The organism is Pseudoxanthomonas sp. 134C1, from assembly GCF_057773065.1.
In genome coordinates, this window is sequence record NZ_JBYMTH010000007.1 from 61,129 (window position 1) to 86,850 (window position 25,722).

The following is a 25,722-nucleotide window of genomic DNA, read 5'->3' on the forward strand; positions in this document are numbered from 1 at the left end:
GGTGAAAAATGAATCATCGGAAAAGCGTTCTGTGCAAGGCCATCTCCTTCTCGCTGGTGGCCGGCGTCTCCCTCTCCATCTTCGGCGCCGCCGCGCAGGAAGTGGACTTCGACATCCCGGCCAAGGCCGCGGCCGATTCGCTCCCGGAATACGCGCGCCAGGCGAACGTGCAGATCGTCGCGCCGGCCGATGGCCTGGAGGGCGTCAAGACCGCGCCGCTGAAGGGCAAGCAGGATGCGCGCGCGGCGCTCAAGGCGCTGCTGGTGGGCACCGGGCTGAAGGTCACCCGCGACGACGGCACCGTCATCACCCTGAGCCGCGATCCGAAAGGGGGTGACGACGCCGGCGAAGGCTCCTCCGCGCCGCCGCCGCCCGCGCCGGATCCGGTCGGCATGGAAGCGACGCCGGAAACCGGCGGCGCGCGTACCCTGGACGCCGTGCAGGTGACCGGTTCGCGCATCATGCGCACCGTCGACAGCGAAACCGCGCAGCCGATCCAGACCCTCACCCGCCAGGACATCGAACAGTCCGGCATGCGTTCGGTCGGCGACCTGCTGCAATCCTCCCCCACCTCGGGCGCGCCCGCCGCCAGCCGCAGCCGCGTGCAGTCCGACAGCGAGGAAGCCGGCGGCACCTACATCGATCTGCGCAACATCGGCGCGCAGCGCACGCTGATCCTGGTCAACGGCCAGCGCCTGGGCACCACCACCGGCGGTTACGCGGACGTCTCGCTGATTCCGTCGGCCAGCGTGGAGCGGATCGAGATCCTGAAGGACGGCGCCTCCGCCATCTACGGCTCGGACGCGATCGCCGGCGTGGTCAACATCATCACCCGTCGCGGTTTCGACGGCGGCCTGTTCAATCTGTACCTGGGCGAATACTCGGAAGGCGATGGCCGCCAGTCCTCGTTCGACGCCTCCTGGGGCATGAAGGGCGAGCGCGGCTGGCTGAGCGGCACCGTGCAGTACACCGACGAGAATCCGGTATGGGCCTCGGATCGTCCGTACAGCGCGTTTCCCAACTCCGTGCGCCATCCGACCGCCGGGCTCTCGGCGATCAACCAGAACGGCACCCTGCTGGATCCCGTCCTCGGCCAGCTGACCGTCAACCCGGGCCAGGATCCGCGCGACATCGCCAACTTCCACCGCACCGGCGTGCCCGACTACAGCAACGTCACCGAGCAGCAGACGCTGAAGACGGGCATGGAACGCAAGTCGGTGTTCGTCGATGGCGGCTTCGACATCAACGATCGCCTGCTGCTGCGCGGCAACGCGCTTTACAGCATCCGCGACACCTTCCGCAACATTCCCGGCTACCCCTACCGCTCCTCGACCTGGGGCAGCCTGAACGCGCCGCTGTCTATCGACAGCTACTACAACCCGGTCGGCAACCAGAGCGGCGTCGCCAATCCGCGCGCCGCACACTACCAGCGCCGCACCTGGGAAGTGCCGCGCGCCGGCAACAACAAGGTGACCACCGTCCGCGCCAGCGTGCAGTTGGAAGGCAACTTCGACTGGGGCGATCGCACCCTGTTCTGGGACGCCGGCTACCTGTTCAACCGCCTGCGCACCGACAAGACCGGCACCGGCGATCTCAACCTGCGCAATGTGCAGCTGGCGTCCGGTCCGTCCTATTTCAACGGCGCCACCGGTCGGGTGGAGTGCGGTTCGGCCGCCGCGCCGATCGCCTATGGCAGCGGCGCCGGCCAGTGCGTGCCGTGGAACCCGCTGGCCGCCTACGGCAGCGGCTACAGCGGCACGCTCGATGATCCGACCCTGCGTGCGTTCCTGGTGCCGGACAACCTGGATCGCGGCGAAACCGAGACCCGCAGCTTCACCGCCAACCTGACCGGCGGCCTGTTCGATCTGCCCGGCGGCGAACTGTCGTTCGCGGTCGGCCTGGAATCGCGCAGCGAGAGCGGCACCTTCACCCCCAGCCTGCAGAAACAGCGCGGCGAGACCACCAACACCCGCAAGCTGCCGACCCGCGGCGACTACAAGGCCAACGAGGTCTACGCCGAACTGAACATCCCGCTGCTGTCCGATCTGCCGTTCGCCAAGAGCCTGTCGCTGGATCTGGCCAGCCGCTACTCCGACTATGACGTGTTCGGCAGCACCACCAACTCCAAGATCGGCCTGGAATGGCGTCCGAGCGATCAGTTGCTGGTGCGCGCCAACTGGGGCGAGGGCTTCCGCGCGCCCACCATCAATGATCTGTTCGGCGGCGAACAGGATTTCTTCCCGGTCTATACCGACCCCTGCGACAGCCGTTACGGCGTCGCCCGCACCACCGCCGCCTGCCAGGCGGACGTGCCGGTCGGCTATCGCCAGATCGCCTCCGGCGGCGTGCCGACCTCGGGTCCGAACATCCAGTCCAACCTGCCCTTCATTTCCGGCTCCAACCCGGACACGCAGCCGGAAACCTCGACCACGACCACGCTCGGCTTCGTCTACAGCCCGAACTGGATCGATGGCCTGGGCGTCACCCTGGACTGGTGGAAGATCGACATCCAGAACGCGATCGTCCAGAACACCCCGACCGATATCCTCAACGACTGCTACGTGCGCGGCATCGCCTCGGCATGCTCGGCATTCACCCGTGACGCGACGACCGGTGAGATCACCTCGCTCAACTACGCCTTCACCAACGCGGGCTGGCTGAAAACCGCCGGCTACGATCTGGGCATCAACTACCGCCTGCCGACCCTGCCGCTGGGCGACATCCGGATCGAGTCCACCACCAGCTATATCGACTACCGCGACATCAAGGCCAACGATCTGGCGGAAACCCCGGTCAACCACACCACCAGCTTCGGCGCCAACTTCCGGGTGCGTTCCAACCTCAACCTGAACTGGTCCAAGGGCATCTACGCGCTGACCTGGCGGGTGCGCTACTTCTCCAAGATCAAGGAACCCTGCGCGTTCGACCTCACCGGCGGACCGGAGTGCGACCAGCCCAACTTCGTCTCGCCCTACACCGGCCGCCAGCCGCTGCGCACGGTCGGTTCGACCAGCTTCAACGATGTCCAGTTCCGGGTGACCCTGGCGGACACCGCGACGGTGATGCTGGGCGCGAACAACGTGTTCGGCAAGGAAGGTCCCATCCTGTATTCCCGTCCCAACAGCGACTTCGCCTACTACGGCGGTTTCGATTTCGGACGCTTCATCTATCTGCAGTACCAGCAGAAGTTCTGAGCCCGACCGCGGGCAGGCGACACGAGCCTGCCCGCGGTTTCTTTTTTGCAGTCCCGCGACATCGACACAGACACGACGGAGTACAGGGTGGATCACACACGACGCGGCATCTTCACCTCCTTGGGCAAGGCGGCACTGCTGGCTTCGACCGCCGGTTTCCTGCCGGCGCTTTCAGCGCGGCCGTCCACCGCGGCAACGGTGGACGGCCAGCCCTCCGGCGATCCCGGCGCTCGGACCCGGATCCGGCTGCTGCTCAATTCGCCGCTGTCCGGCCCGCATGCGTTCTTCTGCCTGGCGCAGCAGCGCGGCTATTTCAGCGACGCCGGGCTGGACGTGGAATTCGTCGGTGGCGACGGTGCCGCCTCGGTGGTGCCGCGGATTCCACAGGAAGGCTTCGACGGCGGGTACGGCGACCTCTGCGCGCTGATCAAGCTGGCTGCGCTGCGGCCGGACCAATGCCCGGTGGCGGTGCACGTGGCTTTCAACACCACGCCGCTGACCATCGGCGTGCGCAAGGATGGCCCCATCCGTACGCCGAAGGATCTCGAAGGCAAGGTGCTCGGCGGGCATCCCATCGACGCGGCCATCGAGGCGTTCCCCGCCTACGCGATGCAGGCTGGGGTGGATGAGTCGCGGGTGTCGATCCTGCGCTCGACCACCAGCATGGCGACCCTGGCCGAGGACGTGCTCAACGGCCACAGCGACGGCGTGTTCGGGTTCGTCCACACCATCATCGCGGCGCTCGCCGGCAAGGGCATCGATGGACGCGCCGGATTGCGCTTCCTCGAGTACCGCGATGTCGTTCCCGAGCTGTATGGCAACGCATTGATGCTGACGCCCGCGTTCCTGCAGCGCCACCCCGACGCGGCCCGCGCCCTGGTGGCGGCGGTCAACCGCGGCATCGTCGAAACCCTGGCCGATCCCGACGCCGCGCTGCGCGCCGTGCAGGCGCTTGCGCCCAAGTTCGCCCAGCAGGTCGACGGGCCCCGCATGATGGGGACGCTGCAGGTCGAAATGGCGCATCCGGAAGCGCGCCGCATCGGCATCGGCGACATCGACGACGCGCGCCTGTCCCTTTCCATCGAACGTCTGTCCAAGGCCTGTCGCCTGCCGCGCGTGCCGGCGCCGGGGAGCGTGTTCACCCGTGAATTCCTGCCGCCGCTCGCCGAACGCGCGAAGCCGCTCGCGCGGCATGCGCACGCAACGACGGGAGCGGTGGCATGAGCCGGCGCGCACTCCTGATCGCGGCCTTGCTGACCGTATTGGCCGCCTGTGGCCAGACGCCGGCCACTCCGGAAACGCAGGAGTCCGCGGCGGATACCGCCGCCAAGCCGCTGCGCAAGGTGCGGTTCCTGCTCAACTCGGGTTTTTCCGGGGCGAACGCGTGGTTCCTGCTGGCCGACGAGCGCGGCTACTTCCGCCGCGAGGGCATCGAGATCGAGTTCACGCCCGGGCGTGGCGCGTTCACCGCCGCCGGCCGGATGGTCGGCGAAGGTTTCGATGTCGGTTATGGCGACATCCAGGCGGTTTACGAACAGGCCGCGATCGTGCCGGGCAAGTCGCCGGTCGGCGTCTACATGATGATGGACCGATCACCCTCGGTGATCATCCTGCCCGCGCGCTCGCCGGTGCGGTCGGCCGATCAGCTCGAGGGACGGACGATCACCGGCCATGCCACCGACGTGGCGCTCAATACGTTCGCCCAGTACGCCAGGGTCGCCGGCGCGGATCCCGCGTCCGTCCGCATCGGCACGAATGAAGGCAACTGGAAGGAACTGCTCGCGTTGATGGACAGCGGCAAGACCGACGCGCTGTTCGGCTACCTGTCCACCAGTTCGGCCGCGGTGCGCACCGCCGGACAGGACGTGGGCGCGCGGCTGCGCTTCCTGCGCTACAGCGAAATGCTGCCGGATTTCTACGGCAGCGTGGTGATGGTCTCGCCGAAGCTGCTGCGCGAGGAGCCCGCCATCGCGCGCGGCCTGGTGAGCGCCATCAACCAGGGCGTGATCGACACCCTGTGCGATCCGGACGCGGCCATCCAGGCGCTGGTCAAGCGCGATCCCAGGCAGAATCCTGTGGTCGAACGCGGCCGCCTGCGCGACACCATGATCGAGGACATGGGTGGCGTCGACATGATCAACCGCGGCGTCGGCGACGTCGAACGTCCCCGCGTGCTGGCGGCGCTCAAACTCACCGCCGAGGCGCGCAAGCTGCCACGCACGCCGACGGTGGAGGAAGTGTTCGAACGCGGCCTGCTGCCATCGCTGGAAGAACGCCAGCCCTGCCCCGTCCACCTGCGTTGATCCGTTTCCCCTGTCGGTGAGGCCCCGGCGGGAGCCGCCGGCCTCCACCGCGATGGTGGGCTGAAGCCTGCCCCGCCCTCTCTCGCGGGACGGGCCCCGGCCCACCATCGGATTTTTTTCGCCTGTCCGAACGCCTGTCCGAACGCCCGGCCAACGCCGGCCCCGCCGCTGGCCTGCCGGCAACTGAACCGCCTGTTCCGATCAGGCGCCGCGCCATTGCCAGCGCTCATCGGCAGCCGGTAGCGTCTGCCACCGAGGTCGCTCCCGGGCCCGCCGCTCCTCCTCCCACCGTTCCTTGAGACATCGCCGTCCCGCTGGCCGGCGCAGGAGAGTGACAGATGGTGAACGCGTTCCTGCTCGCGGCGCTGGCCGCATCCACCACTCCGCATGCGGACCGGCTCGACACCCTGTGTGCGCCGTTGCGCCAGGGCGCGGCGATCGATCTGGCCGGCATCAGCTACCGACCCGAGCAGGCGCACGCGCCGGGCGAAGCCCTCGCCGTCGTCGATGCGCGCCAGTCCATGCTGCTGTTGCCGGACGGACGTTTCCTGCTGCGCACGTCCAATCTGTACCCGGGCGACATCGAGTTCCGCTACCGCACGCTGGGCGACCGCGATGGCGAACGCACGATCGATGAACTTGGCTGGCGCGATGGCGATGTGCTGCAGCAGGACGACGCGGCCACCACCGCGCGCGATCTCGCGGACCTGCGCATGCTCGCGCCGGGACTGCTCGCCTGCGATGCCCTCGCGCAGGCCGGTGGCGCCGCCACGACCGACGACACCCTCGCCTTCAAGGATGGCGCCGGACGCGAGGTGATCCTGGCGTTCGACGCCTCCGGCGATCTCGCCAGCGCGCGACAGGGAGCCGAGATCTATCGCTACGAAGCATGGAGCACGCGGCAGAGTGTTCGGCTTCCCGCCCGCATCGTCCATGCCCGCGACGACCGCGAACGGGAACGCTGGACACAGGTCCGCGCGCGTCCCGCGCAGGATCGCGACGCCGCGCTGCTGTCCCTGCCCGATGGCTACCGACCCGCCGATCCGCCGTCGCCGTTGAGGGCCACGCCGCTGGGCGAGGGCGCCTATCGCATCGATGGCGCGCCGTCGGGCTACCACACCGGATTCGTCGTGGGCGAAAAAGGCATCGTGCTGTTCGATGCGCCGGTCGCCGTGGAGGAAGCGGAAACCGTCCGCGCGGTGATCGAACGCACCGCGCCGGGACGCCCCATCCGCCATGTCGTCGTTTCGCACGTGCATGGCGATCATGTCGCCGGCCTGCCCGCCTACCGCGACGCCGAAGTGCTCACCGGCGCCGGCGGCGCCGACGCGCTGCGCCGGCAACTGGGCGATCGCCTGCCGGCGCGCGTGCGCGAAGTGACACGGGCCGAAACGATCGATCTCGGCGACCGCCGGATCCGGGTGTTGCCGCTGGCCAGCCATCACGCGGCCACCATGCTGGTCGGTTTCGATCCCGCCTCCGGCGCCCTGTTCCAGGGCGACCTGTTCTACATCCCGGAGCGCGGCGCCGTGCCGGTCGCATTCACGACGGGCCGTGAACTGATCGCGCTGATCGACATCGCCCGGCTCGACGTGCGCACCCTCGTCGGCGTGCACGGCCGCTCCGGCACCCGCGGGATCTGCATGACGCCGTGGCCCGCATGCCGGCCGTGAACGATCGGGGCTGCGTGGGCGAGCAGATGATCGGATCGGCGCACTGTCCAATCACCCGCAAGGAGTGACATCACTCCTTGCGCCTTCAGGCAACGTCACCCGCGCGTGACATGCCTGCTCAGTCCGCCGGTTTCTTTCCGGCCTGCAACAGCCACGTGCCCAGCAGGCAGTACCAGAGCCCTTGCGCCACGACCACGGCGGTCATGCCCGCCACATCCAGTGACAGCCAACGACCCGCGTAGGCCGCCACGCACACACCCCCGACGCCGAGGCCATGGATTCCGCAGACAACGGCCCAAAGATTGCGCTGACGGAGGATGGCCAGCGACCACGCGCTGATCGCCAGCGACATCAGCACCATGCCAAAACCCGCCAAAGCCTGATTGGCCGCGAACGCGAGCGCGAGCGATGGAAGCAGGTTCTCCATGGGTACGGACACCGGCCGCATCCGCGCCAGGTAGCCATCGATCAGGAATCCGCTGATCAACGCCGCGCCCAGCATGGCGCCCGCACCGAGCGAATACAGGCGCGTGCCCACCCAGATCCCGTCGCTTTCCGGCCACTGCCGGGCGACACGCGCCATGGCCAGCCAGAGCGCGATCACCGCCGTGACCATCAGCAGATGGACGTGCATGGCCAGTGGCGAGATCGCGGCCAGACTGTGCAGGCGCGCCTCGGCATTGTCTCCCTGCGCGGCGGGGTGGAACAGCATTCCCGCGATGCTGGCCGTGCCCGCGCCGATCAGGAGGCGGGCCGGCCATCGGACCATTGTCGAGCGGCATGAAGTGGTGGCCATCGCGATCTCCCTGGATGCGCAGCCACGCTAGCAGTCCCGCCCTGGCGCTTTCCGGACATTCGAGGCCCAATGTCCGGCACCCTTCATGGGAAGATTCCGGGCATGAATCCGACCGACCCGAGCGACGACCCGCGCTGGCGCCGCGCGCACCAGGATCTGCTGGCTGCATTCTTCTCGCTGGTGCTCAGCCGCCGCTACCACGAGATCCGGGTCGCCGACGTGCTGGAACGCGCCGGAGTAAGCCGTTCGACCTTTTACGAACACTTCCGCAACAAGGACGAGCTGCTGTCGGCCAGCCTGGAGGGTCCGTTCCGTATCCTCGCCGACCTGGTCCGCGCCGATGCCGGGACCGGCCGCGCGCGCGCGATCCTCGAACACTTCTGGCAGAACCGCGCGCTCGCCCACAGCCTGTTCCAGGGCGCCGCGCTGCGCATCGTCCGACGTACCCTGGTCGTCCATGTCGAGGCGGCGCTGGATCGCGGACAACGCAGTCGCCTGCGGGTTCCCGCGCGGCTTGCCGCGCACGCGCTGGCCGACGGCATGCTCTCGCCCGTCATCGCCTGGCTCTCCGGCGAAGCGAAATGCAGCGCGGCCGATCTGGCGCAGGCCCTGCAACTGACCACCGCCGCCGCCGCGCACGCGCTGCGGACGGCCCCGCCGGCCCACTAGAAAACCGAGAATCCCCATGAAGATGCAACGCCTGATTCCCATGCTGCCGGTCCGCGACATGCCCGCCAGCGTGGCCTTCTACGCAAAGCTGGGTTTCCGCGTGGAGAACCGCAACGACGAGTGGCGCTGGGCGATGCTCGCCTTCGACGAATGCCGGCTGATGGTGGACGAATCGATCAACCAGCCTCTGGACGCCCCGCGCACCTCGGTGATCTACCTCTACCCCGATGACATCTTCGGCTACCACCGCGACGTGCGCCGGCGTGGGCTCGACGTCCCCTCCATCACGCATCCGTTCTACGGGATGAGCGAGTTCCGGATCGAGGATCCGGATGGCAATCGGCTGTGGATCGGGCAGAAGAACGAGGTCCGGACCTGAACCCCGCCTCGTCCGCGGGACGACACCGCGTTCCGCATCGCGGGCCATCGAACCGACCTGCGCGCGGCTCGCGTCTGGACGGGTGAATGGAATCCCGCGTTCCTAGATCGACGGCGAATCGGACGCCGCCTCGCCGGAATCGGCCCGTCGCAGTTCCTCGCGCGCCATCGCCTGGCGCCGGTGGCTGGGTTCCGGCTCCGCATTCGCGGCCGCCAGGGCACGTCGGGCCAGCGCCGCGTCCGGTGATCCGCCCATGCGCAGGGTTTCGGCCGCCATGGTCAGATAAGGCGAGCGCAACGGCGTCGGCACCGCCTCCCACTCGCGCAACAATCCGGCGACCTGCGCACGCAGTTGGTCTCCGGGCAACGAGGATGCGCGCGCGCGCAACAACCTCAGGCGCAGACCCAGCGCGCGGCGCAGGTCGCCGTTGTCGCCATGGGCTGGCGTGCCCGCCAACGTCAGCGCGCTCCGGGCAAAATCCGCAGATCGCTCCGCATCTCGCCTGGCCCAGGCCAGGTCGGATTGCGTCGTCAGGATGACCGCGCCGACGGCGCGCGATGTCCGGTCGGCGGCATCGGGCCGGAATCGCGCGGCCTGCGACAGCAGATCGCTGGCGGCGGCCAGGTCGCCCTGTTCGCGCAGGACATCAGCCTGCAACGCCTGCAGCCAGGGGAGGTAGAAAGGCAGCAGCCGGTCCTGCTGCTGTCTCACCCGTGCTTCGGCCGCCCGCAACAGGCGCAGCGCTTCCACCGGCCCGGCATCGGTCTGGCGCAGGAACTCCGCCAGGTGCAGGGTGGCGTGCAATTGATCGAGCGACATCGGCCCATTGGCCGCGCGCATGCCCTCCAGCGCGGTCCGCAACTGCGCGATGCCTTCAGTGAAGCGGCCCAACAGGGCCAGCATCCGTCCATAGGAGACCCGGGAGGTCAGGCTGCGCCGGTGCGCCGGTTTGTAACGGGCCACGATCGCCTGCAGTTCCCGGCCTCGGGCGGCGATGCCTTCCTCCATGCGGCCCGACTGATCCAGCGCCCAGCCGTGGGAACGCAGCGTGCGCAGGCGCAGTTGCAGCATCTCTTCGTCCAGCGGTTGCGGCAGGCTGTCCAGCAGTCGCAGCAGCGGCGGAGCCAGTCGCGTCATGGACGGCAGATCGCTCAGGCTTTCAGCCAGGCTGAGCTGCACATCCAGTTGCTGCGCCAGCAATCGCGGACGTACCGCGCCGGCGGATGCCAGCAGCGGCGATGCCTGGACCAGCATGTTGCGCGCGCCGGCCTCATCGCCGGCGACCGCGCTGATGCGCCCCAGGCGCAGGAACAACTGCGCGCGCGCCGGCGCATCCAGGGCATCGCCCCGCGCGCCCATGGCACGGGTCGCCTCGATCAGATCGTGCACGGTGGTACCGTGGCCCCCGTCCATCGCCAGCGAACGCGCGAACATGCCTGTCAGCAGTTCCTGCACGGCCAGGGAGCTGTCGGCCTGCATGCGCGCCAACTCGGCCTGGCGTCGCGCGATCCGTTGCTGCTCCAGCGCGTGTTGCGCTTCGCGCCCGGCAATACCGGCCTGCCATAGCGAAACCCCCAGCCCCGCGCTCAATGCGACCATCACCGCGACGCCGGCGGACACCGCCAGCCTGTTGCGGCGGATGAAGCGGTTGGCGCGGTAACCCCAAGTCGGTTCGCGCGCGGCCACCGGCCGCCCGTCCAGCCATGCGCGCAGATCGTCACGCAGCGCATCGACGCTACGGTAGCGTTGTTCCGCGTCACGCATGAGACAGCGATTCGCGACGGCGCTCAGGTCGCCGCGCAGTTGCCGCGCCAGCGCGGAGGGTGTCGCGCCGCATCGCGCGGCGTCCTCCACGGATGAGCGATTCGCAGCCTCCCACAGCGGTTGCGGATCGTCGTCCATGCGTTGCAGCCGCGCTCGCATGGGTGTCTCCCCCGTCAGTCCGTAGGGATGTGTTTGCCCCAGCAACGCGTAGAGCAGCACACCAAGCTGATAAAGATCGGTGGCGGTGGATATCGGCTCGCCATGCAGTTGCTCCGGCGACGCGTACTCGGGCGTGAATGCCCGACCGGCGGTGCCGGTCTGTTCGGCATCCCTTTCTTCCAGCATCTTCGCGATGCCGAAATCCAGCAGGTACACATGGCCGTCGCCATCGACCAGGATGTTGGAGGGCTTGAGATCGCGATGGACGATCAGTTGGCCATGCGCGAAGGCGACCGCGTCCAGCACCTGCAGGAACAGGCGGACGCGATCGCGTATCGGCAGATGACGGGTGTCGCACCAGCGGGTGATGCGTTCACCCTGCACCCGTTCCATCGCGAAGTAGGGCGCGCCCTCATCGGTCACGCCGCCGTCCAGCAGCGTGGCGATGTTCGGATGGCGCAGCCGCGCCAGGATCTGGCGCTCGCGCAGGAAGCGCTGGCGCAGTTCGGGCTGGTCCATGCCCAGACGGATCAATTTGATCGCAGCCGCCTGCTGGAAGCCGCCTTCCACGCGCTCGCCACGATACACCGCGCCCATGCCCCCACGACCCAGGACACCGGTGATCCGCCATGGCCCGATGCGGCGGTCAGCGAGTACGGAATCGTCCGTATCCTTGTCCCTATCCGCGGTCGCGGCGGCGGCGTGCAGCAGCACGGCGTCCGCGTGCTCCAGGGGACCGGTACCGGCGTCCGCGGCTAACAGCGCCGCCACTTCGGCGTGCAAGGCGGCGTCGCGGGCCGCCAATGCGTGGAGATGCTCTTGCCGCTCCCGCAATTCCAGTTCCACCCATTGGTCAAACAGCGCCAGCGCCTCTGCGGCGCGTTCCGTCGACCTCATGCTCCGGCCTCGGCCATTTCGCTGTACAGAAACGCGCGCGCCTTGCGCCAATCGCGGCGCACGGTGCGCTCGGTCACGCCCATCGCGGCGGCGATCTCCAACTCGCTCATGCCACCGAAATAGCGCCACTCCACCACCTGTGCCAGGCGTGGCTCCACCTGCGCCAGGCGGTCGAGCGCGGTGTCCAGCGCCAGCAGCTCGGTGTCGTTCACCTCGGCCTGGACCACGCCTTCATTGAGGGTCACCCGGATCTCGTGGCCGCCGCGTTTCTCCGCCAGCGTGCGCCGCGCTTGATCCACCACGATGCGGCGCATCGCCAGCGCGGCCAGCGCGAAATAGTGCTCGCGTTCGCGCACGTCCACGTTCGCGCCCGCCAGCTTCAGCCAGGCCTCGTTGACCAGCGCCGTGGTGTGCAGCGTCTGCTGGCCGCGATGGCGGCGCAGTTGCTGGCGTGCGGCCACCCGCAGACGGTCGTAGATCAGGGCATAGACGCGATCGCCCGCGGCGGCGTCACCGGCGCGCGCCAGCGCAAGCAAGTACGTGACCGACTCGGTTTCCATTCCCCGTCCCGTGAGTGCCCTGGCGCCTAGATTGGCCCAGCCGCGGGCGGGCGGGCAAGCCAATGTCCGCTTCGCGCGCGCCTTTCCGAGGCAGATGGTCGGATCGGTGGCGGCATGGGCTGCGCCGCAGCCGCCGCCCCGGCATGTACCGGGCGGGGGCCGTGCCGCCACCGGTCCTCTTGCACCGCCCATGTCCTGTTCCGCCGTCGCTTTGCGAGGGGATGGGCAAGGCCGATGCCGGCCCCCCGAATCCCAGACGACGGAGACATCCATGAATACCCGTATCACCCGCAAGCCCCACCGCCCGCATGCGCGGGTCCAGTCCGCCCTGAGCCTGTCCCTGCTGGCGGTGATGGCATCGCCGGCCTTCGCGGGCGACGCCTGCGGAACGCTCTACAGCACACTGACGGAAGAACTCAGTTACTCCGCTTCCACCTCGACCGGCACCCTCTCCTTTGCATGCGGCATCAGCAACCGGGCGGAGGGAAACGAATCCGTGGCCGTAGGGCTCGCCAACCAGGCGCTCAGTACCGGTTCGGTCGCGCTCGGGGTCCGCAACTACGTCAACGCCATCAATGCCTCCGCCGTGGGCTATCGCAACCAGGCCTCGGCGGCGCAGGCCTCGGCCTTCGGTTACTTCAACGCCGCGAGTGGCTTGAACAGCACGGCGATCGGTTTCAACAACGTGGCATGGGCGGACGTCGCCACCGCGATCGGCGCCGAAAACAACGCCCGCGCCGCGGCCTCCAGCGCGGTGGGCCGATCCAACGATGCCGCGGGCATCCGCAGCAGCGCGTTCGGCTATTCGAACGAGGCGCAGGACAATGCCAGCGCTTTCGGCTACGACAACACCGCCGGCGGGATCTACAGCGGCGCGTTCGGCTACGGCAATGTCGCCGACGCGGTCAGCGCGATGGCATTCGGCACCCTCAACACCGCGAGCGGCGAAGCCAGCAGCGCCTTTGGCCGATTCAACACCTCCGAAGGCGTGCGCAGTGTGGCATTCGGCTACGACAACGATGCCATGGCTGACAACGCCAGTGCGGTCGGATACGGCAACAGCGCCAACGCGCTGCACGCCAATGCGCTTGGCTCGGCCAACACGGCGACGGGCGAGAGAAGCAGCGCAGCCGGCCATCTCAATACCGCTTCCGGAACGGGCGATGCGGCCTTCGGCACGAACAACCTCGCCGCCAACGGCGGCAGCAGCGCGTTCGGCATCGACAACATCGCGAACGGTTCCAACAGCACCGCGTTCGGCCATGGAAACAGCGCCTTTGGAATGGGCAGCGTCACCGTGGGCCGCGGCAACCAGAGCACAGGCGTGAATGCGATGGCGTTCGGTATCGGCAGCCTCGCCAGCAACACCGGCAGCGTCGCCATCGGCTATCAGTCCGTGGCCGATCGCGACTACGCCATCGCCGTGGGCCGGGTGGGCGGCGAGCACCAGATCATCCATCTGGCCGATGGCACGCAGGACACCGATGCGGTGAACCTGCGTCAGTTGAACACGGCGATCGCGGGCGTGTCGGGCGGTAGCGGCGTGGCGGCCGACTTCACGCCCGTGGCCAGCGCACTGGGCGGAGGCGCATCGTGGAGTTCGGTGGGCAATACCTTCACTGGCCCGAACTACGTGCTCGGCGGCAGTACGTTCGGCAATGTGGGCGATGCACTGGCCTATCTATATGGCCAGGTGGGCAACGGCGGCGCGCAGGGACCGCAGGGGCCGGCCGGGCCGCAGGGACCGCAGGGTGAGCCCGGCCCCGCCGGCGCCGGCAGCCCGCTGGCGGTGGAGTATGACGACGACAGCCGGGCCACGATGACGCTGCAGGGCGCCCAAGGCACCCAGATCAAGAACGTCGCCGACGGCGTGGACGCCAGGGACGCCGTGAACAAGGGCCAGATGGACGCGGGCGACGCGAGCACGCTAAGCGCATCGCAAAGCTATACCGATGCCCGCGCGACCCAGACCCTGAACTCCGCCAATGCCTACACCGACAGCAAGTTCGCCGCGTGGAACAACGACTTCACCCAGTTCCAGCACAAAACGGAGATGCGTTTCGCCCGCATGGATGCCCGCATCGATCGCATGGGCGCGATGACGAGCGCGATGGGCGCGGCGGCGATCAACACCGCTGGCCTGTCCGGACGGAACCGGCTGGGCGTGGGCGTGGGCGCGCAGAATGGGCGCGCGGCACTCGCGGTGGGCTATCAGCGCCTGGTCAGATCCAACGCCAGCATATCGCTGACCGGCGCATTCTCGGACAGCGAAACCAGCATCTCGGCCGGTGCGGGTTTCAGCTGGTAGGCATGGCATGGCCCACCACGGTGGGCCATGGACCGCGGATTCGCATGCGCGGCCATCGAACGGTCCATCGGGACCGACCCCGTGGGATGATGGCGCCCTCGCCGCATGGCGAGGGCAGCGCACCCGGACTCCCCAACGATGGCAGAACGCATACATGGCGAGCCCGCGCCGAAGACGTCCCACACCATCGCGGGCGCGGACTGGTATGGCAGGGAACTCCAGCGCGAGCGGTTCGACGGCACCTTGTTCGTGGACCTCGACCTGACCGAGGCGCTGAACACCGGCAGCAGCTTCAACGAATGCACCTTCCGGCGGGCGCGCTTCAACGCTTCCGCGCATCGCAGCGGCGCCTTCACCAACTGCACGTTCGTATCGTGCAACTTCTTCGATGCCCGGTTCACCGATTGCAAGTTCGTCGGCAGCATGTTCGATGGCTGCGAGTTCGCCTGCATGCAGGTCGCGGAAGGCGACTGGTCGTTCGTCGGCCTGCCCGGCGCGGATCTCCGTCGCGCCGCTTTCAGCGGCACCCGCCTGCGCGAGGCGGATCTGACCGGCGCCCGTTGCCAGGGCGGTTCCCTCCGCGATGCCGATCTGTCCGGCGCCTGGCTCCACAGCGCCGACTTCTCCGGCTGCGATCTCCGCGGCTCGGACCTCAGCGCCATCGAACCCGGGAACACCCGGCTCAAGGGCGCCATCATCACGGTGGATCAGACCCTCGTCATCGCCGAAGCGCTGGGACTGGACGTCCGCGTGGCCTGAACATCGATCCACGGGGCGCTGCCCATGCCGCCATGCGATGACGCTGGCGGCGACGGATCCCGGCCCGCGCATCGCGGGCCATCATTTTCCCTGTGCGCGACGCTCCTGCGGACGCATGCCATATCGGCGCCGGTACATGCGGCTGAAGCCGGCCGGATCCAGGAAACCGCACGCCAGCGCGACCTCGGCGATGGGACGGGTCGCGCCGTACAGGCCCAGCAGGGCATGCGCGCGTTCCAGCCGGGCCCGCCAGAGGCTGGCCTCCAGACCATGCTCGCGCGCCCTGAAGGCCTCGAACAGCCGGCTGCGCGAAACACACAGCAGTTCGGCCAGGCGCGCCGGGCCGAATTCCGGATCCGCGCAATGGCGTTCGATCAATCGCAACGCCTGATGGTGCAGGACGTCCGCGTCGCGCGCCTCCAGCCGCTCGGCCTGCGGCGATTCGGCAAGCGCGTACAGGGCCAGGTCGGCGCAATGATCCAGGGTGGCGTCCAGCAGCGCGGGCGGCAATGCATGCGCCTCGCGCGCGAGCGCGCGCATCTGCGCGGCCAGCAACGCGGCCGCGCCGGTCTGCGCCAGGTTGCGCAGACGCGCGCCCGGTCCCCGCCCCGCCAGCGCCCGCTCGGCGCGTTCGCGCGGAATGACCAGCGCGAGCTCACGGTGGCGTGACCAGCACGCCGACAACGGTCGTGCGAAATCGGCCACGTACAGGCTGCCCGCCGGCGATCGCAGGCGATGCGCGTCCTGCTCCGTGCGGGTATCGCCCTCCAGCGCCAGCGCCACGTAGATCTCGTCCCCGCCATCACGGCGGCAGCGGCGCGCATCGCGACGCACGTCCACGGCGTCGGACATGTGGTTCCACAACTCCACCCCACTGCGCGCCCGCTCGATGCCCAGCGACGCGTCGAAGCCCACCGGCGCACCGGCGCCGCGCGCCAGATCGATCCGCCACATCAGCGCATGCCAGGCCGCGAACTGCTGCGCGGCGGGCAAAGCGCGGGTCTCCGCGCGGACCGGCCGCGTCGATGCTCTGGTTTCGCCCATGGAATCCCCCGGAATGGCGGACGACGGCACGCCCGCGAACGATGACGATTCTGGCACGACCGGACCCTGGAACAAGCCGCCCGGACGCTGGGCCTAACACCCGCGCGGCCGGGTTCCCGAAGATGCCGCCATCGCGGCGTCCGGCCGCCGCCGTTGTCCAGGGGAAAACTCCATGTCGTCATCGCCCAGGCGCGGACCGCCAAGCCGTGCGTCGTCGTGGCTGTCCGCCGTCGCGCGTGCCGGCGGGCTGGCAAGCTGGTTGCTGGCGGCATGCCTGTTCTGGCCGGTGCCCGCATGGAGCGCCGACCCGCCCGTCATCGTCGTCCCCCAGGTCACCGCCTATGCCGGCCACGGGTTCGACGGCACGGTGTTCATCAGCAGCACCTCGCCCGGCCCTTTCGCGGTCACCCTGGATCCCGCCACCTCGCCGTCGTGGCTGCGGGTCGAAGCCGATCCCGGCATTCCGCTGATCTGGCACCTGGTCGGCGACGTGCCCGCCGCGGGCATCGGCACGCACGACTTCACGCTCACCGCGCGCGATCCCGACGGGCAGCAGGCCACCGTCCCGGGCCGCATCCGCGTGGTCGAACATCGCATCGGCGCCAGCATCGTCGCGGAGGGACGACTGGTGGTCGGCGAACACGCCCGGTTCTTCTTCCTGTTGAACGACAGCGTCCGTTTCACCTACTCGCTGGCCGAAGGCGCGCTTCCACCCGGCCTGTCACTGTCGCCGGACGGCGCCCTGACCGGCACGCCGACCGGGGCGGGCGAGTTTCCGGTGACGATCCTCGCCACCGACAGCGCCGGCCATACCGGCCGCTGGCAGGACCGGCTGATCGTCCACGACGCCGCGCTGGTGGCGCGCGACGATGCCTTCGAACTGCTCAGCAACCAATCCGCGGTGGAACTGGATCTGGGCGCCAACGACGGCGGCTCGTTCTCCCACATCAGCCTGCTGGACATGCCGCCGCCGGAACTGTGGCTGATACCGGCCCCCTCCTCGAATCCCGGCGCGATGATGCTGTCGATACAGTCCGGCTACACCGGCGAGGTGGCGTTGCGCTATCGGCTCGAGGGCCGGAACGGCGGGCAATCGAACATCGCCACGCTGCGCCTGCGCGTGGTCGACGGCACGGCCAACGTGCCTTCGCGCAGCTTCGATCTGATGGCCGGCGCGCCGTTCCGGATCGATCTGACCGAAGGCGCCACCGGCGGTCCCTTCACCGACGTGGAATTGAACCTGCCCGAGAGCTCGGTCGGCACCGGTGAACTGAGCCGGGAGACCCGCGATGGCGTCACCCGCTTCGTGCTGACGTTCACTCCGCGGCTGAGCTTCAGCGGCACCACGCGCATCACCTTCAGGCTGCGGTCGCGGTTTTTCTCCAGCAATCGCGCCACGCTGACCCTGCGTGTCAGTCGCCCCGACCCCACCGCCGACGCCGATGTCCGTGGGCTGGTCGTCGCCCAGGTGGACGCCACCCGGCGCTTCGCCCGCGCGCAGCAGGACAACTTCGGCCAGCGTCTGGAACAACTGCACGACGGTCGCGTCCGCGATCATCACGGCATTCGCCTGCAGGCCAACTCGACGCGCCCCGCCTGCGCGCAGACGCGGGACGATCCGGCGGATTGCCGCCACGCCATGCAAGACAACGACGACGACGACGGCGACGGCGATGCCGACGACCGTGGAGACGCGGCCCGCGGCTTCGGCCTGTGGTCGGCCGGCACGCTGCGGGCGGGTGGTGGCGGGAGCGGCCAGCAGGCGGGACTGGACGTGCGCAGCGACGGACTGAGCGTGGGCGCGGACATGCCGTTCGGAACCCGCTGGGCGCTGGGCGCCGGGCTGGGCTGGGGACGCGACCGCACCGAGATCGGCCCGCATGATTCGCGCAGCCAGGCGCGCGCCTACACGGCCGCGGTGTACGCCAGTTTCCATCCCGGCGAGCGCTGGTTCGCCGACGCGCTGCTGGGCTACCAGCAGCTGTCCTTCGATCTGTACCGGTACTCCTCCCTCGACGGACAGCGGTACGCCGCATCACGCGATGGCGATCAGTGGTTCGCGTCGCTTTCCACCGGCGCCACCTTCGAACGCGCCGGCCTGCAGTGGACCTCCTACCTGCGGCTGGACTTCGCGCGCGCCGGTCTGGATGCCTATCGCGAGGCCGGCGCGCTCGGGCTGGCATTCGCCGCGATGGACGTGGATACCCGCAATGTCCGGCTGGGCCTGCGCGTGCAACGCGACTTCAGCCTGATGGGAGGCCGGTTGGTGCCGCAGGCGCGGCTGGAATACGCGCGCGCGCTCGACGGCGATACCGAAGCGGAGCTGGCCTACGTGGATGTGGCGGCGATCCGGTATCGCCTCGTCCTGCCGGAACGCGAACGCGGCAGCGTGCTCGTGGGCGTGGGTGCGTGGTGGTACGCGCCACGCGGGGGCTGGTCGATCGGCCTGGAGGGCCGCCACGCCAACCATGATTCGCTCTCCGGCGAGCGCATGCTGATGATCAGCGCGCAGAAGCAGGACTAGTCCGCCGTCACGGGCCAGATGCGTGGCGACGTGGACGATGCCAGGAAGAACAGCGTCCCTGGCCCGCGTCCGGTACGGTCGGGTACGCGGGCGTCATGGAATGCGAGGCCCCGGCCACCCCGGGGATGGCATCCGGAATCCGCTATCCCGCGGGCGCGGCCGTCGATCCGCGCAGCATCAGACTGAAGTCCAGCATCTGCTGGTGCGGCACGTCCACGCCTTCGATGATGGCGAGCAGGAGCTTGACCGCGCGGACGCCGATCTCCCGCATGGGCTGGCTGATGGTCGTCAACGGCGGGTTGAGATAGCGGGACGAGGCCAGATCGTCGAAGCCGACGATCGAGAAATCCTCCGGCACGCGGATGCCCAGGTCCCGGCATGCCGCGAGCATGCCCAGCGCCATCTGATCGCTGAAACAGAACGCGGCGGTCGGCGCGGGCGCCTGGCCGAACAGTTTCTTCGCGGCGGCGTAGCCGGATTCCACCGAAAAATCGCCAGGGACGATCGACAACAGACGCAGGCGGCCGCGCGCCCTGGCCGCGATCCTCGCCCCTTCCAGCCGCTGTTGATGCAGGGGATTGTCGGTCGGGCCGCCCACCACGGCGATCCGCGCGTGCCCCAGTCCGTAAAGGTGCTCCATCGCGGTGCGCGACGCAGCGGCGTTGTCGATATGGACGCTGGGAATGCCCAGCGCCGGATCGAACTCGCTTCCGTTGACCACCGGCGCGGTGGCCCCCAGCTGCCGGACGATCTCCTGCGCCGTCGGCGGAAGCCGGTGCCCCAGGACGATCAGCCCGTCCGCCTCGTTGCGCGGAAGCATCTGCGCATAGCGCTCCTCCCGATCCGGCTGGTGCTGGGTATCGCCCAGCAGGACGGCGTAGTCGGCGGCCTGCGCGGCTTCCTCCGCGCCCTGCAGGATCTGGGCGAAGAACGGGTTGGCGATGTCCGGGACCGTGACCAGGATCTTGCTGCTGCGCTGGGTCTTGAGCGTCCGGGCCACCGTGTTGGGGACATAGCCCAGCGCGGCGGCGGCCTGTTCGATGCGCTTGCGCGTGGCCGGCAGGACCTTCTCCGGCCGCGACAGCGCGCGCGACACGGTGCCGGCCGAGACGCCGACGTGTTTCGCGATGTCGTAGATGGTCGCCATATCAGCCCAAGGTTCCCCGATGCGGTGCACAACGCGTGTCCCGGTTGGCCCATGCTAGGATAATGCAATCGATTGCATCGAGGCGGATTGCCGTGAAAACACTCAAGGGTCCCGCGCTGTTCCTGGCGCAGTTCATCGGTGACGAGGCTCCTTTCAATCGGTTGGACACGTTGGCCGAATGGGCCGCCGGGCTCGGCTATTCTGGCGTACAAGTGCCGACCAGCGCGCCCCATATCTTCGATCTCGCCCAGGCCGCGCAGAGCCAGGCCTATTGCGACGAGGTCGCCGGCACGCTGGCCCGGCACGGCATCCGGATCACCGAGCTGTCCACCCACCTGCAGGGACAGCTGGTCGCCGTCCATCCCGCCTACGACGCCCTGTTCGACGGTTTCGCCCCGCCGGAACTGCGCGGCAGACCCGCCGCCCGGCAGGCCTGGGCCGTCGAACAGGTGAAGCTGGCGGCCAAGGCCAGCCAGCGCCTGGGGCTGACGGCGCACGCGACGTTTTCCGGCGCGCTGGCCTGGCCCTACTTCTATCCCTGGCCACAACGGCCGGCCGGACTGGTGGAGGAAGCCTTCGCCGAACTCGGCCGCCGCTGGCGCCCCATCCTCGACACTTTCGACGCCTGCGGCGTGGACCTGTGCTACGAGATCCATCCGGGCGAGGACCTGCACGACGGCGCGACCTTCGAGCGATTCCTCGAGGTCGTCGATCACCATCCGCGCGCGAAGATCCTGTACGACCCGAGCCACCTGCTGCTGCAGCAGATGGACTATCTCGGCTTCATCGATCGCTACCACGACCGCATCGGCGTCTTCCACGTCAAGGACGCCGAATACCGCGCCAGCGCGCGCAGCGGCGTCTATGGCGGCTACGAGAACTGGATCGATCGTCCCGGCCGTTTCCGCTCGCTGGGCGACGGCCAGATCGATTTCAAGGCGATTTTCTCCAAGTTCGCCCAGTACGATTTCCCCGGCTGGGCCGTGCTGGAATGGGAGTGCTGCCTGAAGCATCCGGAAGACGGCGCACGCGAAGGCGCGCCCTTCATCCGCGACCACATCATCCGCGTGACCGAACGCGCCTTCGACGATTTTGCCGACAGCGGCACCAGCCCGGAAGCGCTGCGCGGCATGCTGGGGATTTGAGCCAAATACCGACCTGGGAGGGGAAGTCATGACGTTCACCATGTCGCGCCTGAGCGCGATGATGTTTCTTCAGTTCTTCATCTGGGGCGCGTGGTTCGTGACCCTGGGCACCTATCTGGTGCAGGGCCCCTTGCAGGCCAGCGCCAGCCAGGTGGCGACCGCGTTCCTCAGCCAGTCCATCGGCGCCATCGTCGCGCCGTTCCTGGTCGGATTGATCGCCGATCGCTACTTCGCCGCGCAGCGCATCCTGGCGGCGTTGCATCTGGCCGGCGCGGTGTTGATGTGGGTCGCCTCCACGGCCACCAGCTTCAGCACGTTCGCGACCTGCGTCATGATCTACATGCTGCTGTTCATGCCGACGCTGGCACTGGTCAACAGCATCGCCATGCGGCACATGCAGTCGCCGGAAAAACAGTTCCCGCTCGTCCGCGTCTCCGGCACCATCGGCTGGATCGTCGCCGGCGTGCTGATCGGCTGGCTGGGCTGGGAACAGGCCCATCGCCTCGAGCTCACCTTCCGGATGGCGGCGGCGGCCTCGCTGGCCCTCGGCCTGTATGCGCTCACCTTGCCGCACACGCCGCCGCTGGCGCAGCAGCGCAACGCGGGCGTGGGGCAGATCCTGGGACTGGACGCGCTGCGCCTGCTGAAGTCGCGTTCGTACCTGGTGTTCTTCCTGGCTTCGATCGCGATCTGCGTCCCGCTGTCGTTCTACTACAACTTCACCAATCCCTATCTCAACGATCTCGGCGTGCGCGGCGCCGCCGGCCTGCAATCGCTGGGCCAGGTGTCCGAAGTGCTGCTGATGCTGGCCATGCCGTTCCTGTTCGTGCGGCTGGGCGTCAAGACCATGCTGGCGGTGGGCATGGCGGCCTGGGTGCTGCGCTACGGCATGTTCGCCTATGGCGATGCGGGCTCGGGTTTCTCGCTGCTGGTGATCGGCATCGTGCTGCACGGCATCTGCTACGACTTCTTCTTCGTCACCGGCCAGATCTACACCGACGCCCACGCCGGTCCCGACACCCGCAGCAGCGCGCAGGGCTTCATCACCCTGGCCACCTACGGCGTCGGCATGTTGATCGGCACCTTCCTGTCCGGCGCGGTCGTCGAGCACTACACCACGGCGGCGGGTCCGGACTGGCGCCAGATCTGGCTGTTCCCGGCGGGCGTCGCGCTGGTGGTGCTGATCGCCTTCCTGTTCCTGTTCCGCGACCGGCCGGCCGCCGCCGCGTCTTCCGCACATTGAGGATTGCGTAGATGAGCAAGCTGGGAGTCGCCATCGTCGGCACCGGAATGATTGGCGCGGTGCATCGCCGCGCGGCATTGCTGGCCGGCGCGGCCATCCGCGGCGTGGCCGGCTCGTCACCGGAACGCGCGAAGGACGTGGCGCAGGCCTGGGACGCACCGCGCGCCTACCGTGACATCGAGGAGGCGCTTGCCGATCCGCAGGTGCAGGTCGTGCACGTCTGCACGCCCAACCACCTGCATCGGGCGATGGCGCAGGCCGCGCTGGAAGCCGGCAAGCACGTGATCTGCGAAAAACCGCTGGCCACGACGCTGGAGGACGCCAAGGCGCTGGCCGCGCTGGCCGCCTCCACCGGCCTGGTGGCCACGGTGCCGTTCGTCTACCGCTACCACCCGGTCGTGCGCGAGGCCCGCGCGCGCATCGCCCACGGTGAGCTGGGGCCGCTGCGTCTCATCCACGGCAGCTACCTGCAGGACTGGCTGCTGGATCCCGCCAGCAACAACTGGCGCGTGGATCCGGCGCTGGGCGGCGCCTCGCGCGTGTTCGCCGACATCGGTTCGCACTGGTGCGATCTGGTGGAATGGGTCAGCGGCGAGCGTTTCGTCGACGTCAGCGCCGCGTTCGAAACCGTGATCGCCGAGCGCGCCGCCGCCACCGGCCAGAGTTTCGCCACCCCGGCGGCGGGGGGTGCGATGCAGACGGTGTCGAGCGAGGATGTCGCCGCGGCGCTGTTCAAGACCGGCAACGGCACGCTGGCCTCGCTGACCGTCAGCCAGGTCTCGGCGGGACGCCGGAACCGCCTGTGGTTCGAAATCGACGGCGCCCAGGCCAGCGTGGCGTTCGATCAGGAAGACAGCGAACGGCTCTGGATCGGTCTGCCCGACCAGCGCGAGGAGATCTTCACGCGTGGCCCGGGTGCGGGAAGCGCGGAACAGCGCCGGCTGTCGGTGCTGCCGGCCGGCCACGCGCAGGGCTACGGCAACTGCTTCGAGGCCTTCGTCGCGGACACTTATCACGCCATCCTGGCCGAGCGGCCGGAAGGGCTGCCGACATTCGAGGACGGACTGCGCTCGGCGCTGATCGTCGATCGCGTCATCGCTTCGGCCCGCTCGCGCGCCTGGACCCCCATCGTCTGATCGCATGGACGCACACCCCACCCCACTTTTTTTCCTGTAGTCATCGGAATCCCCGGAGGACACCCTGATGCGCACCACCCCACGCAAGATCGCGACCACCGCCCTGCTGCTCCTGGCCGCCCTGCCCGGCTTTGCCAGGGACGCCACGACGCCGGCCCAACCGATCGCGGTGCAGATGTACACGCTGCGCAACGTCGCCACGCTCGATGAACAGCTGAAGATCGTCCACGACGCGGGCGTCCACGCGGTGGAGACCGTCGGCACGCAGAACGTCACCGCCGGGGAACTCAAGCAGCTGCTCGACAAGTATGCGATCAAGGCCGTCTCCACCCACGTGCAGTTGGCGGATCTGCGCAAGGATCTCGACGGCGTGGTGGCGTTCAACCAGGCGCTCGGCAACACCTATCTGGTCGTGCCGTACCTGGGCGACCAGGAGCGCCCGACCGATGCCGCCGGCTGGACCGCGCTGGGCAAGGAACTGGGCGGGATCTCCAGGCAGGTCCAGGAAAGGGGCATGACCCTGGCCTATCACAATCACGACTTCGAGCTGGTCGATTTCGACGGCAAGACCGGGCTGGAACTGCTGTTCGAAGCGGCCGGCCCCACGCTCAAGTCCGAGCTGGATCTGGCCTGGGTGGCACGTGCCGGCCATGACCCGGCCGCCATGCTGGCGAAGTTCCGCGGGCGGGTGTTCGCGGTGCATGCCAAGGACAACGCGCCGAAGGGCCAGGCCACGGACGAAGGCGGCTTCGCCGCGTTGGGCCAGGGCGTGCTGGACTGGAAGGTGATCCTTCCCGCCGCCCGGAAGGCCGGCGTGCAGTGGTACATCATCGAACACGATGAGCCGCGCGATCCCGCCGCCGTCGTCAAGATCGGAGCGGACTACCTGCGCAAGCACCTGCCGGTCGGCGCTGGCCACTGATGCGCGGGCAGCGGATGCTCAAATTCATCGGCGTGGCGGGCCTGTCCGCGCTCGCCGTGGCGCTGGCGGAAGCGGCGACCGCCGCTTCCGCCGAAGACACCGTGGCGGGTGCCAGGGTCTAGGCCGCCAACTGCGCGGCCTGCCACGGCGCCAATCGTGCGGGCGTGGCCGGCGCGTTTCCCGCGTTGACCGATGTGGGCAAGCGGCTGGACCCGAAACAGATCAAGGAACGCATCCGGAAAGGCGGCGGCATGATGCCGCCCTTCGGCCATCTGTCGGACAAGGATGTCGAAGACCTCGCGGCCTTCCTCAAGCAGTAACACCCCGGCGCGGAGCCCCGCTCCGCGCCGGACGCTTACAGCTCGCGCACCCACAGGTTGCGGAAGCTGACCTTGGCGTCGTGATCCTGGATGTAGATCGGCGCGCAGCCATGCGGCGCGTAGGACGGCGCGCCGATGTATTCGGTCTTGCCTGACAGGACGGTGTCGTTCTGCACCAGCACGCCGTTGTGCAGCACGGTGATGCGCGCGGGCGAGACGAGACCACCGCCCTCGGAGAAGCGCGGCGCCTTCCAGATGACGTCGTACACCTGCCATTCGCCCGGCGCGCGCGACGCGTTCACCAGCGGGATGGCCTGCTTGTAGATCGAGGCCGCCTGTCCGTTGGGATAAGTCGCGTTGTTGTAGCTGTCGAGCACCTGCAGTTCATAGACCTCCTGCAGGAAAATGCCACTGTTGCCGCGATGCTGGCCGTCGAAGCCTTTCGTCTCGGTGGGCGTGCGCCATTCCACATGCAGCTGGATGTCGCAGAAGCGCTGCTTCGTGCGGATGCCCTTGCTGCCCGGCACTACCGTGACCGCGCCGTTGGCGACCGTCCAGGGCGCCTTGCCACCCGACTCGCTCTCCCAGGCCGAGAGATCCTTGCCATCGAACAGCACCACGGCGTCGGAGGGCGCGGCATCGTGCGGCGTGGCCACCGTCGCCGGAATCGGTTTCCAGACTTCGGTCCTGGCGGGATCGCGCTGCGGGTCGACCTGCGCCTGCGCGAACACCGGGCCCGCGGCCAGCAGGCAGGCAGCCATCAAAATCGGTTTGTTCATC

General features: G+C 68.7%; 19 protein-coding genes and 1 pseudogene. 14 read left to right on the top strand and 6 right to left on the bottom strand.

What is annotated here, in order from left to right:
• Positions 1-8: 8 nt before the first annotated feature.
• The 4 genes from AC3DEZ_RS13900 to AC3DEZ_RS13915 all read left to right on the top strand — a co-directional run bounded on the left by AC3DEZ_RS13900 (position 9) and on the right by AC3DEZ_RS13915 (position 7,170).
• Positions 9-3,194: a TonB-dependent receptor domain-containing protein gene (locus tag AC3DEZ_RS13900; protein WP_488388738.1), complete on the top strand. Its 3,186-nt coding sequence runs from the start codon at positions 9-11 to the stop codon at positions 3,192-3,194.
• An 87-nt stretch (positions 3,195-3,281) separates the two neighbouring features.
• Complete coding sequence (locus AC3DEZ_RS13905) at positions 3,282-4,418, top strand: ABC transporter substrate-binding protein (RefSeq protein WP_488388739.1); 1,137 nt, start codon at positions 3,282-3,284, stop codon at positions 4,416-4,418.
• The gene (locus AC3DEZ_RS13910; protein ID WP_488388740.1) at positions 4,415-5,497 is read left to right on the top strand and encodes an ABC transporter substrate-binding protein; all 1,083 of its coding nucleotides are present in this window, start codon (positions 4,415-4,417) and stop codon (positions 5,495-5,497) included. Before AC3DEZ_RS13905 ends, AC3DEZ_RS13910 begins: the two co-directional genes overlap by 4 nt.
• 338 nt (positions 5,498-5,835) lie before the next feature.
• Positions 5,836-7,170: an MBL fold metallo-hydrolase gene (locus AC3DEZ_RS13915; RefSeq protein ID WP_488388741.1), complete on the top strand. Its 1,335-nt coding sequence runs from the start codon at positions 5,836-5,838 to the stop codon at positions 7,168-7,170.
• A 118-nt stretch (positions 7,171-7,288) separates the two neighbouring features.
• Here AC3DEZ_RS13915 and AC3DEZ_RS13920 read toward each other — a convergent pair whose 3' ends face one another.
• Positions 7,289-7,966 carry a hypothetical protein gene (locus tag AC3DEZ_RS13920; RefSeq protein ID WP_488388742.1) on the bottom strand — a complete coding sequence of 226 codons (678 nt, stop codon included), beginning with the start codon at positions 7,964-7,966 and terminating at the stop codon, positions 7,289-7,291.
• Positions 7,967-8,068: 102 nt separating this feature from the next.
• Here AC3DEZ_RS13920 and AC3DEZ_RS13925 point away from each other — a divergent pair, with 102 nt between their 5' ends.
• The gene (locus AC3DEZ_RS13925) at positions 8,069-8,635 is read left to right on the top strand and encodes a TetR/AcrR family transcriptional regulator (RefSeq protein WP_488388743.1); all 567 of its coding nucleotides are present in this window, start codon (positions 8,069-8,071) and stop codon (positions 8,633-8,635) included.
• 16 nt (positions 8,636-8,651) lie between these two features.
• On the top strand, positions 8,652-9,014 hold the full coding sequence (locus AC3DEZ_RS13930; RefSeq protein WP_488388744.1) for a VOC family protein: 363 nt from the start codon (positions 8,652-8,654) through the stop codon (positions 9,012-9,014).
• A gap of 102 nt (positions 9,015-9,116) precedes the next feature.
• On the opposite strand, the gene AC3DEZ_RS13935 is transcribed toward AC3DEZ_RS13930, so the two are convergent.
• Both AC3DEZ_RS13935 and AC3DEZ_RS13940 read right to left on the bottom strand, forming a co-directional pair.
• Complete coding sequence (locus AC3DEZ_RS13935; RefSeq protein ID WP_488388745.1) at positions 9,117-11,834, bottom strand: protein kinase domain-containing protein; 2,718 nt, start codon at positions 11,832-11,834, stop codon at positions 9,117-9,119.
• Complete coding sequence (locus AC3DEZ_RS13940; RefSeq protein WP_488388746.1) at positions 11,831-12,394, bottom strand: ECF-type sigma factor; 564 nt, start codon at positions 12,392-12,394, stop codon at positions 11,831-11,833. The genes AC3DEZ_RS13935 and AC3DEZ_RS13940 overlap by 4 nt, the downstream gene beginning before the upstream one ends.
• Before the next feature lie 271 nt (positions 12,395-12,665).
• On the opposite strand from AC3DEZ_RS13940, the gene AC3DEZ_RS13945 reads away from it, so the two are divergent.
• Entirely contained in the window at positions 12,666-14,702 is a 2,037-nt protein-coding gene (locus tag AC3DEZ_RS13945) for a YadA-like family protein (RefSeq protein ID WP_488388747.1), read from the top strand.
• Between the two features lie 138 nt (positions 14,703-14,840).
• Positions 14,841-15,461: a pentapeptide repeat-containing protein gene (locus AC3DEZ_RS13950; RefSeq protein ID WP_488388748.1), complete on the top strand. Its 621-nt coding sequence runs from the start codon at positions 14,841-14,843 to the stop codon at positions 15,459-15,461.
• 81 nt (positions 15,462-15,542) lie between these two features.
• Here the strand turns inward: AC3DEZ_RS13950 and AC3DEZ_RS13955 are convergent, their stop codons facing one another.
• Positions 15,543-16,505 (bottom strand): helix-turn-helix domain-containing protein, encoded by a 963-nt coding sequence (locus AC3DEZ_RS13955; protein WP_488388749.1) that lies wholly within the window; start codon positions 16,503-16,505, stop codon positions 15,543-15,545.
• A gap of 172 nt (positions 16,506-16,677) precedes the next feature.
• Between AC3DEZ_RS13955 and AC3DEZ_RS13960 the strand changes: the two genes are divergently transcribed.
• A complete protein-coding gene (locus tag AC3DEZ_RS13960) occupies positions 16,678-19,029 on the top strand; it encodes an autotransporter domain-containing protein (protein WP_488388750.1) in 2,352 nt (783 codons plus the stop codon).
• A 142-nt stretch (positions 19,030-19,171) separates the two neighbouring features.
• On the opposite strand, the gene AC3DEZ_RS13965 is transcribed toward AC3DEZ_RS13960, so the two are convergent.
• Positions 19,172-20,176 carry a LacI family DNA-binding transcriptional regulator gene (locus AC3DEZ_RS13965; protein ID WP_488388751.1) on the bottom strand — a complete coding sequence of 335 codons (1,005 nt, stop codon included), beginning with the start codon at positions 20,174-20,176 and terminating at the stop codon, positions 19,172-19,174.
• Between the two features lie 92 nt (positions 20,177-20,268).
• Here AC3DEZ_RS13965 and AC3DEZ_RS13970 point away from each other — a divergent pair, with 92 nt between their 5' ends.
• From AC3DEZ_RS13970 to AC3DEZ_RS13990, 5 genes and pseudogenes are all read left to right on the top strand, one after another.
• Positions 20,269-21,321 carry a sugar phosphate isomerase/epimerase family protein gene (locus AC3DEZ_RS13970; protein ID WP_488388752.1) on the top strand — a complete coding sequence of 351 codons (1,053 nt, stop codon included), beginning with the start codon at positions 20,269-20,271 and terminating at the stop codon, positions 21,319-21,321.
• 28 nt (positions 21,322-21,349) lie between these two features.
• Complete coding sequence (locus AC3DEZ_RS13975) at positions 21,350-22,564, top strand: nucleoside permease (protein ID WP_488388753.1); 1,215 nt, start codon at positions 21,350-21,352, stop codon at positions 22,562-22,564.
• An 11-nt stretch (positions 22,565-22,575) separates the two neighbouring features.
• Positions 22,576-23,700: a Gfo/Idh/MocA family protein gene (locus tag AC3DEZ_RS13980; protein WP_488388754.1), complete on the top strand. Its 1,125-nt coding sequence runs from the start codon at positions 22,576-22,578 to the stop codon at positions 23,698-23,700.
• A 67-nt stretch (positions 23,701-23,767) separates the two neighbouring features.
• Complete coding sequence (locus AC3DEZ_RS13985) at positions 23,768-24,622, top strand: sugar phosphate isomerase/epimerase family protein (protein ID WP_488388755.1); 855 nt, start codon at positions 23,768-23,770, stop codon at positions 24,620-24,622.
• 134 nt (positions 24,623-24,756) lie between these two features.
• A pseudogene (locus AC3DEZ_RS13990) lies at positions 24,757-24,942 on the top strand (c-type cytochrome); the annotation flags it as partial.
• Positions 24,943-24,977: 35 nt separating this feature from the next.
• Here AC3DEZ_RS13990 and AC3DEZ_RS13995 read toward each other — a convergent pair.
• Positions 24,978-25,721: a 3-keto-disaccharide hydrolase gene (locus AC3DEZ_RS13995; RefSeq protein ID WP_488388756.1), complete on the bottom strand. Its 744-nt coding sequence runs from the start codon at positions 25,719-25,721 to the stop codon at positions 24,978-24,980.
• Between the last annotated feature and the right edge of the window lies 1 nt (position 25,722).

What these genes read in the sequence shown, in the direction of transcription:
- AC3DEZ_RS13935 (WP_488388745.1), bottom strand. Translation starts at nt 11,834, where the DNA reads ATGAGGTCGACGGAACGCGCCGCAGAGGCGCTGGCGCTGTTTGACCAA.
- AC3DEZ_RS13950 (WP_488388748.1), top strand. Translation starts at nt 14,841, where the DNA reads ATGGCAGAACGCATACATGGCGAGCCCGCGCCGAAGACGTCCCACACC.
- AC3DEZ_RS13980 (WP_488388754.1), top strand. Translation starts at nt 22,576, where the DNA reads ATGAGCAAGCTGGGAGTCGCCATCGTCGGCACCGGAATGATTGGCGCG.
- AC3DEZ_RS13930 (WP_488388744.1), top strand. Translation starts at nt 8,652, where the DNA reads ATGAAGATGCAACGCCTGATTCCCATGCTGCCGGTCCGCGACATGCCC.
- AC3DEZ_RS13945 (WP_488388747.1), top strand. Translation starts at nt 12,666, where the DNA reads ATGAATACCCGTATCACCCGCAAGCCCCACCGCCCGCATGCGCGGGTC.
- AC3DEZ_RS13900 (WP_488388738.1), top strand. Translation starts at nt 9, where the DNA reads ATGAATCATCGGAAAAGCGTTCTGTGCAAGGCCATCTCCTTCTCGCTG.
- AC3DEZ_RS13995 (WP_488388756.1), bottom strand. Translation starts at nt 25,721, where the DNA reads ATGAACAAACCGATTTTGATGGCTGCCTGCCTGCTGGCCGCGGGCCCG.
- AC3DEZ_RS13960 (WP_488388750.1), top strand. Translation starts at nt 16,678, where the DNA reads ATGTCGTCATCGCCCAGGCGCGGACCGCCAAGCCGTGCGTCGTCGTGG.
- AC3DEZ_RS13925 (WP_488388743.1), top strand. Translation starts at nt 8,069, where the DNA reads ATGAATCCGACCGACCCGAGCGACGACCCGCGCTGGCGCCGCGCGCAC.
- AC3DEZ_RS13940 (WP_488388746.1), bottom strand. Translation starts at nt 12,394, where the DNA reads ATGGAAACCGAGTCGGTCACGTACTTGCTTGCGCTGGCGCGCGCCGGT.
- AC3DEZ_RS13920 (WP_488388742.1), bottom strand. Translation starts at nt 7,966, where the DNA reads ATGGCCACCACTTCATGCCGCTCGACAATGGTCCGATGGCCGGCCCGC.
- AC3DEZ_RS13965 (WP_488388751.1), bottom strand. Translation starts at nt 20,176, where the DNA reads ATGGCGACCATCTACGACATCGCGAAACACGTCGGCGTCTCGGCCGGC.
- AC3DEZ_RS13910 (WP_488388740.1), top strand. Translation starts at nt 4,415, where the DNA reads ATGAGCCGGCGCGCACTCCTGATCGCGGCCTTGCTGACCGTATTGGCC.
- AC3DEZ_RS13985 (WP_488388755.1), top strand. Translation starts at nt 23,768, where the DNA reads ATGCGCACCACCCCACGCAAGATCGCGACCACCGCCCTGCTGCTCCTG.
- AC3DEZ_RS13915 (WP_488388741.1), top strand. Translation starts at nt 5,836, where the DNA reads ATGGTGAACGCGTTCCTGCTCGCGGCGCTGGCCGCATCCACCACTCCG.
- AC3DEZ_RS13975 (WP_488388753.1), top strand. Translation starts at nt 21,350, where the DNA reads ATGACGTTCACCATGTCGCGCCTGAGCGCGATGATGTTTCTTCAGTTC.
- AC3DEZ_RS13955 (WP_488388749.1), bottom strand. Translation starts at nt 16,505, where the DNA reads ATGGGCGAAACCAGAGCATCGACGCGGCCGGTCCGCGCGGAGACCCGC.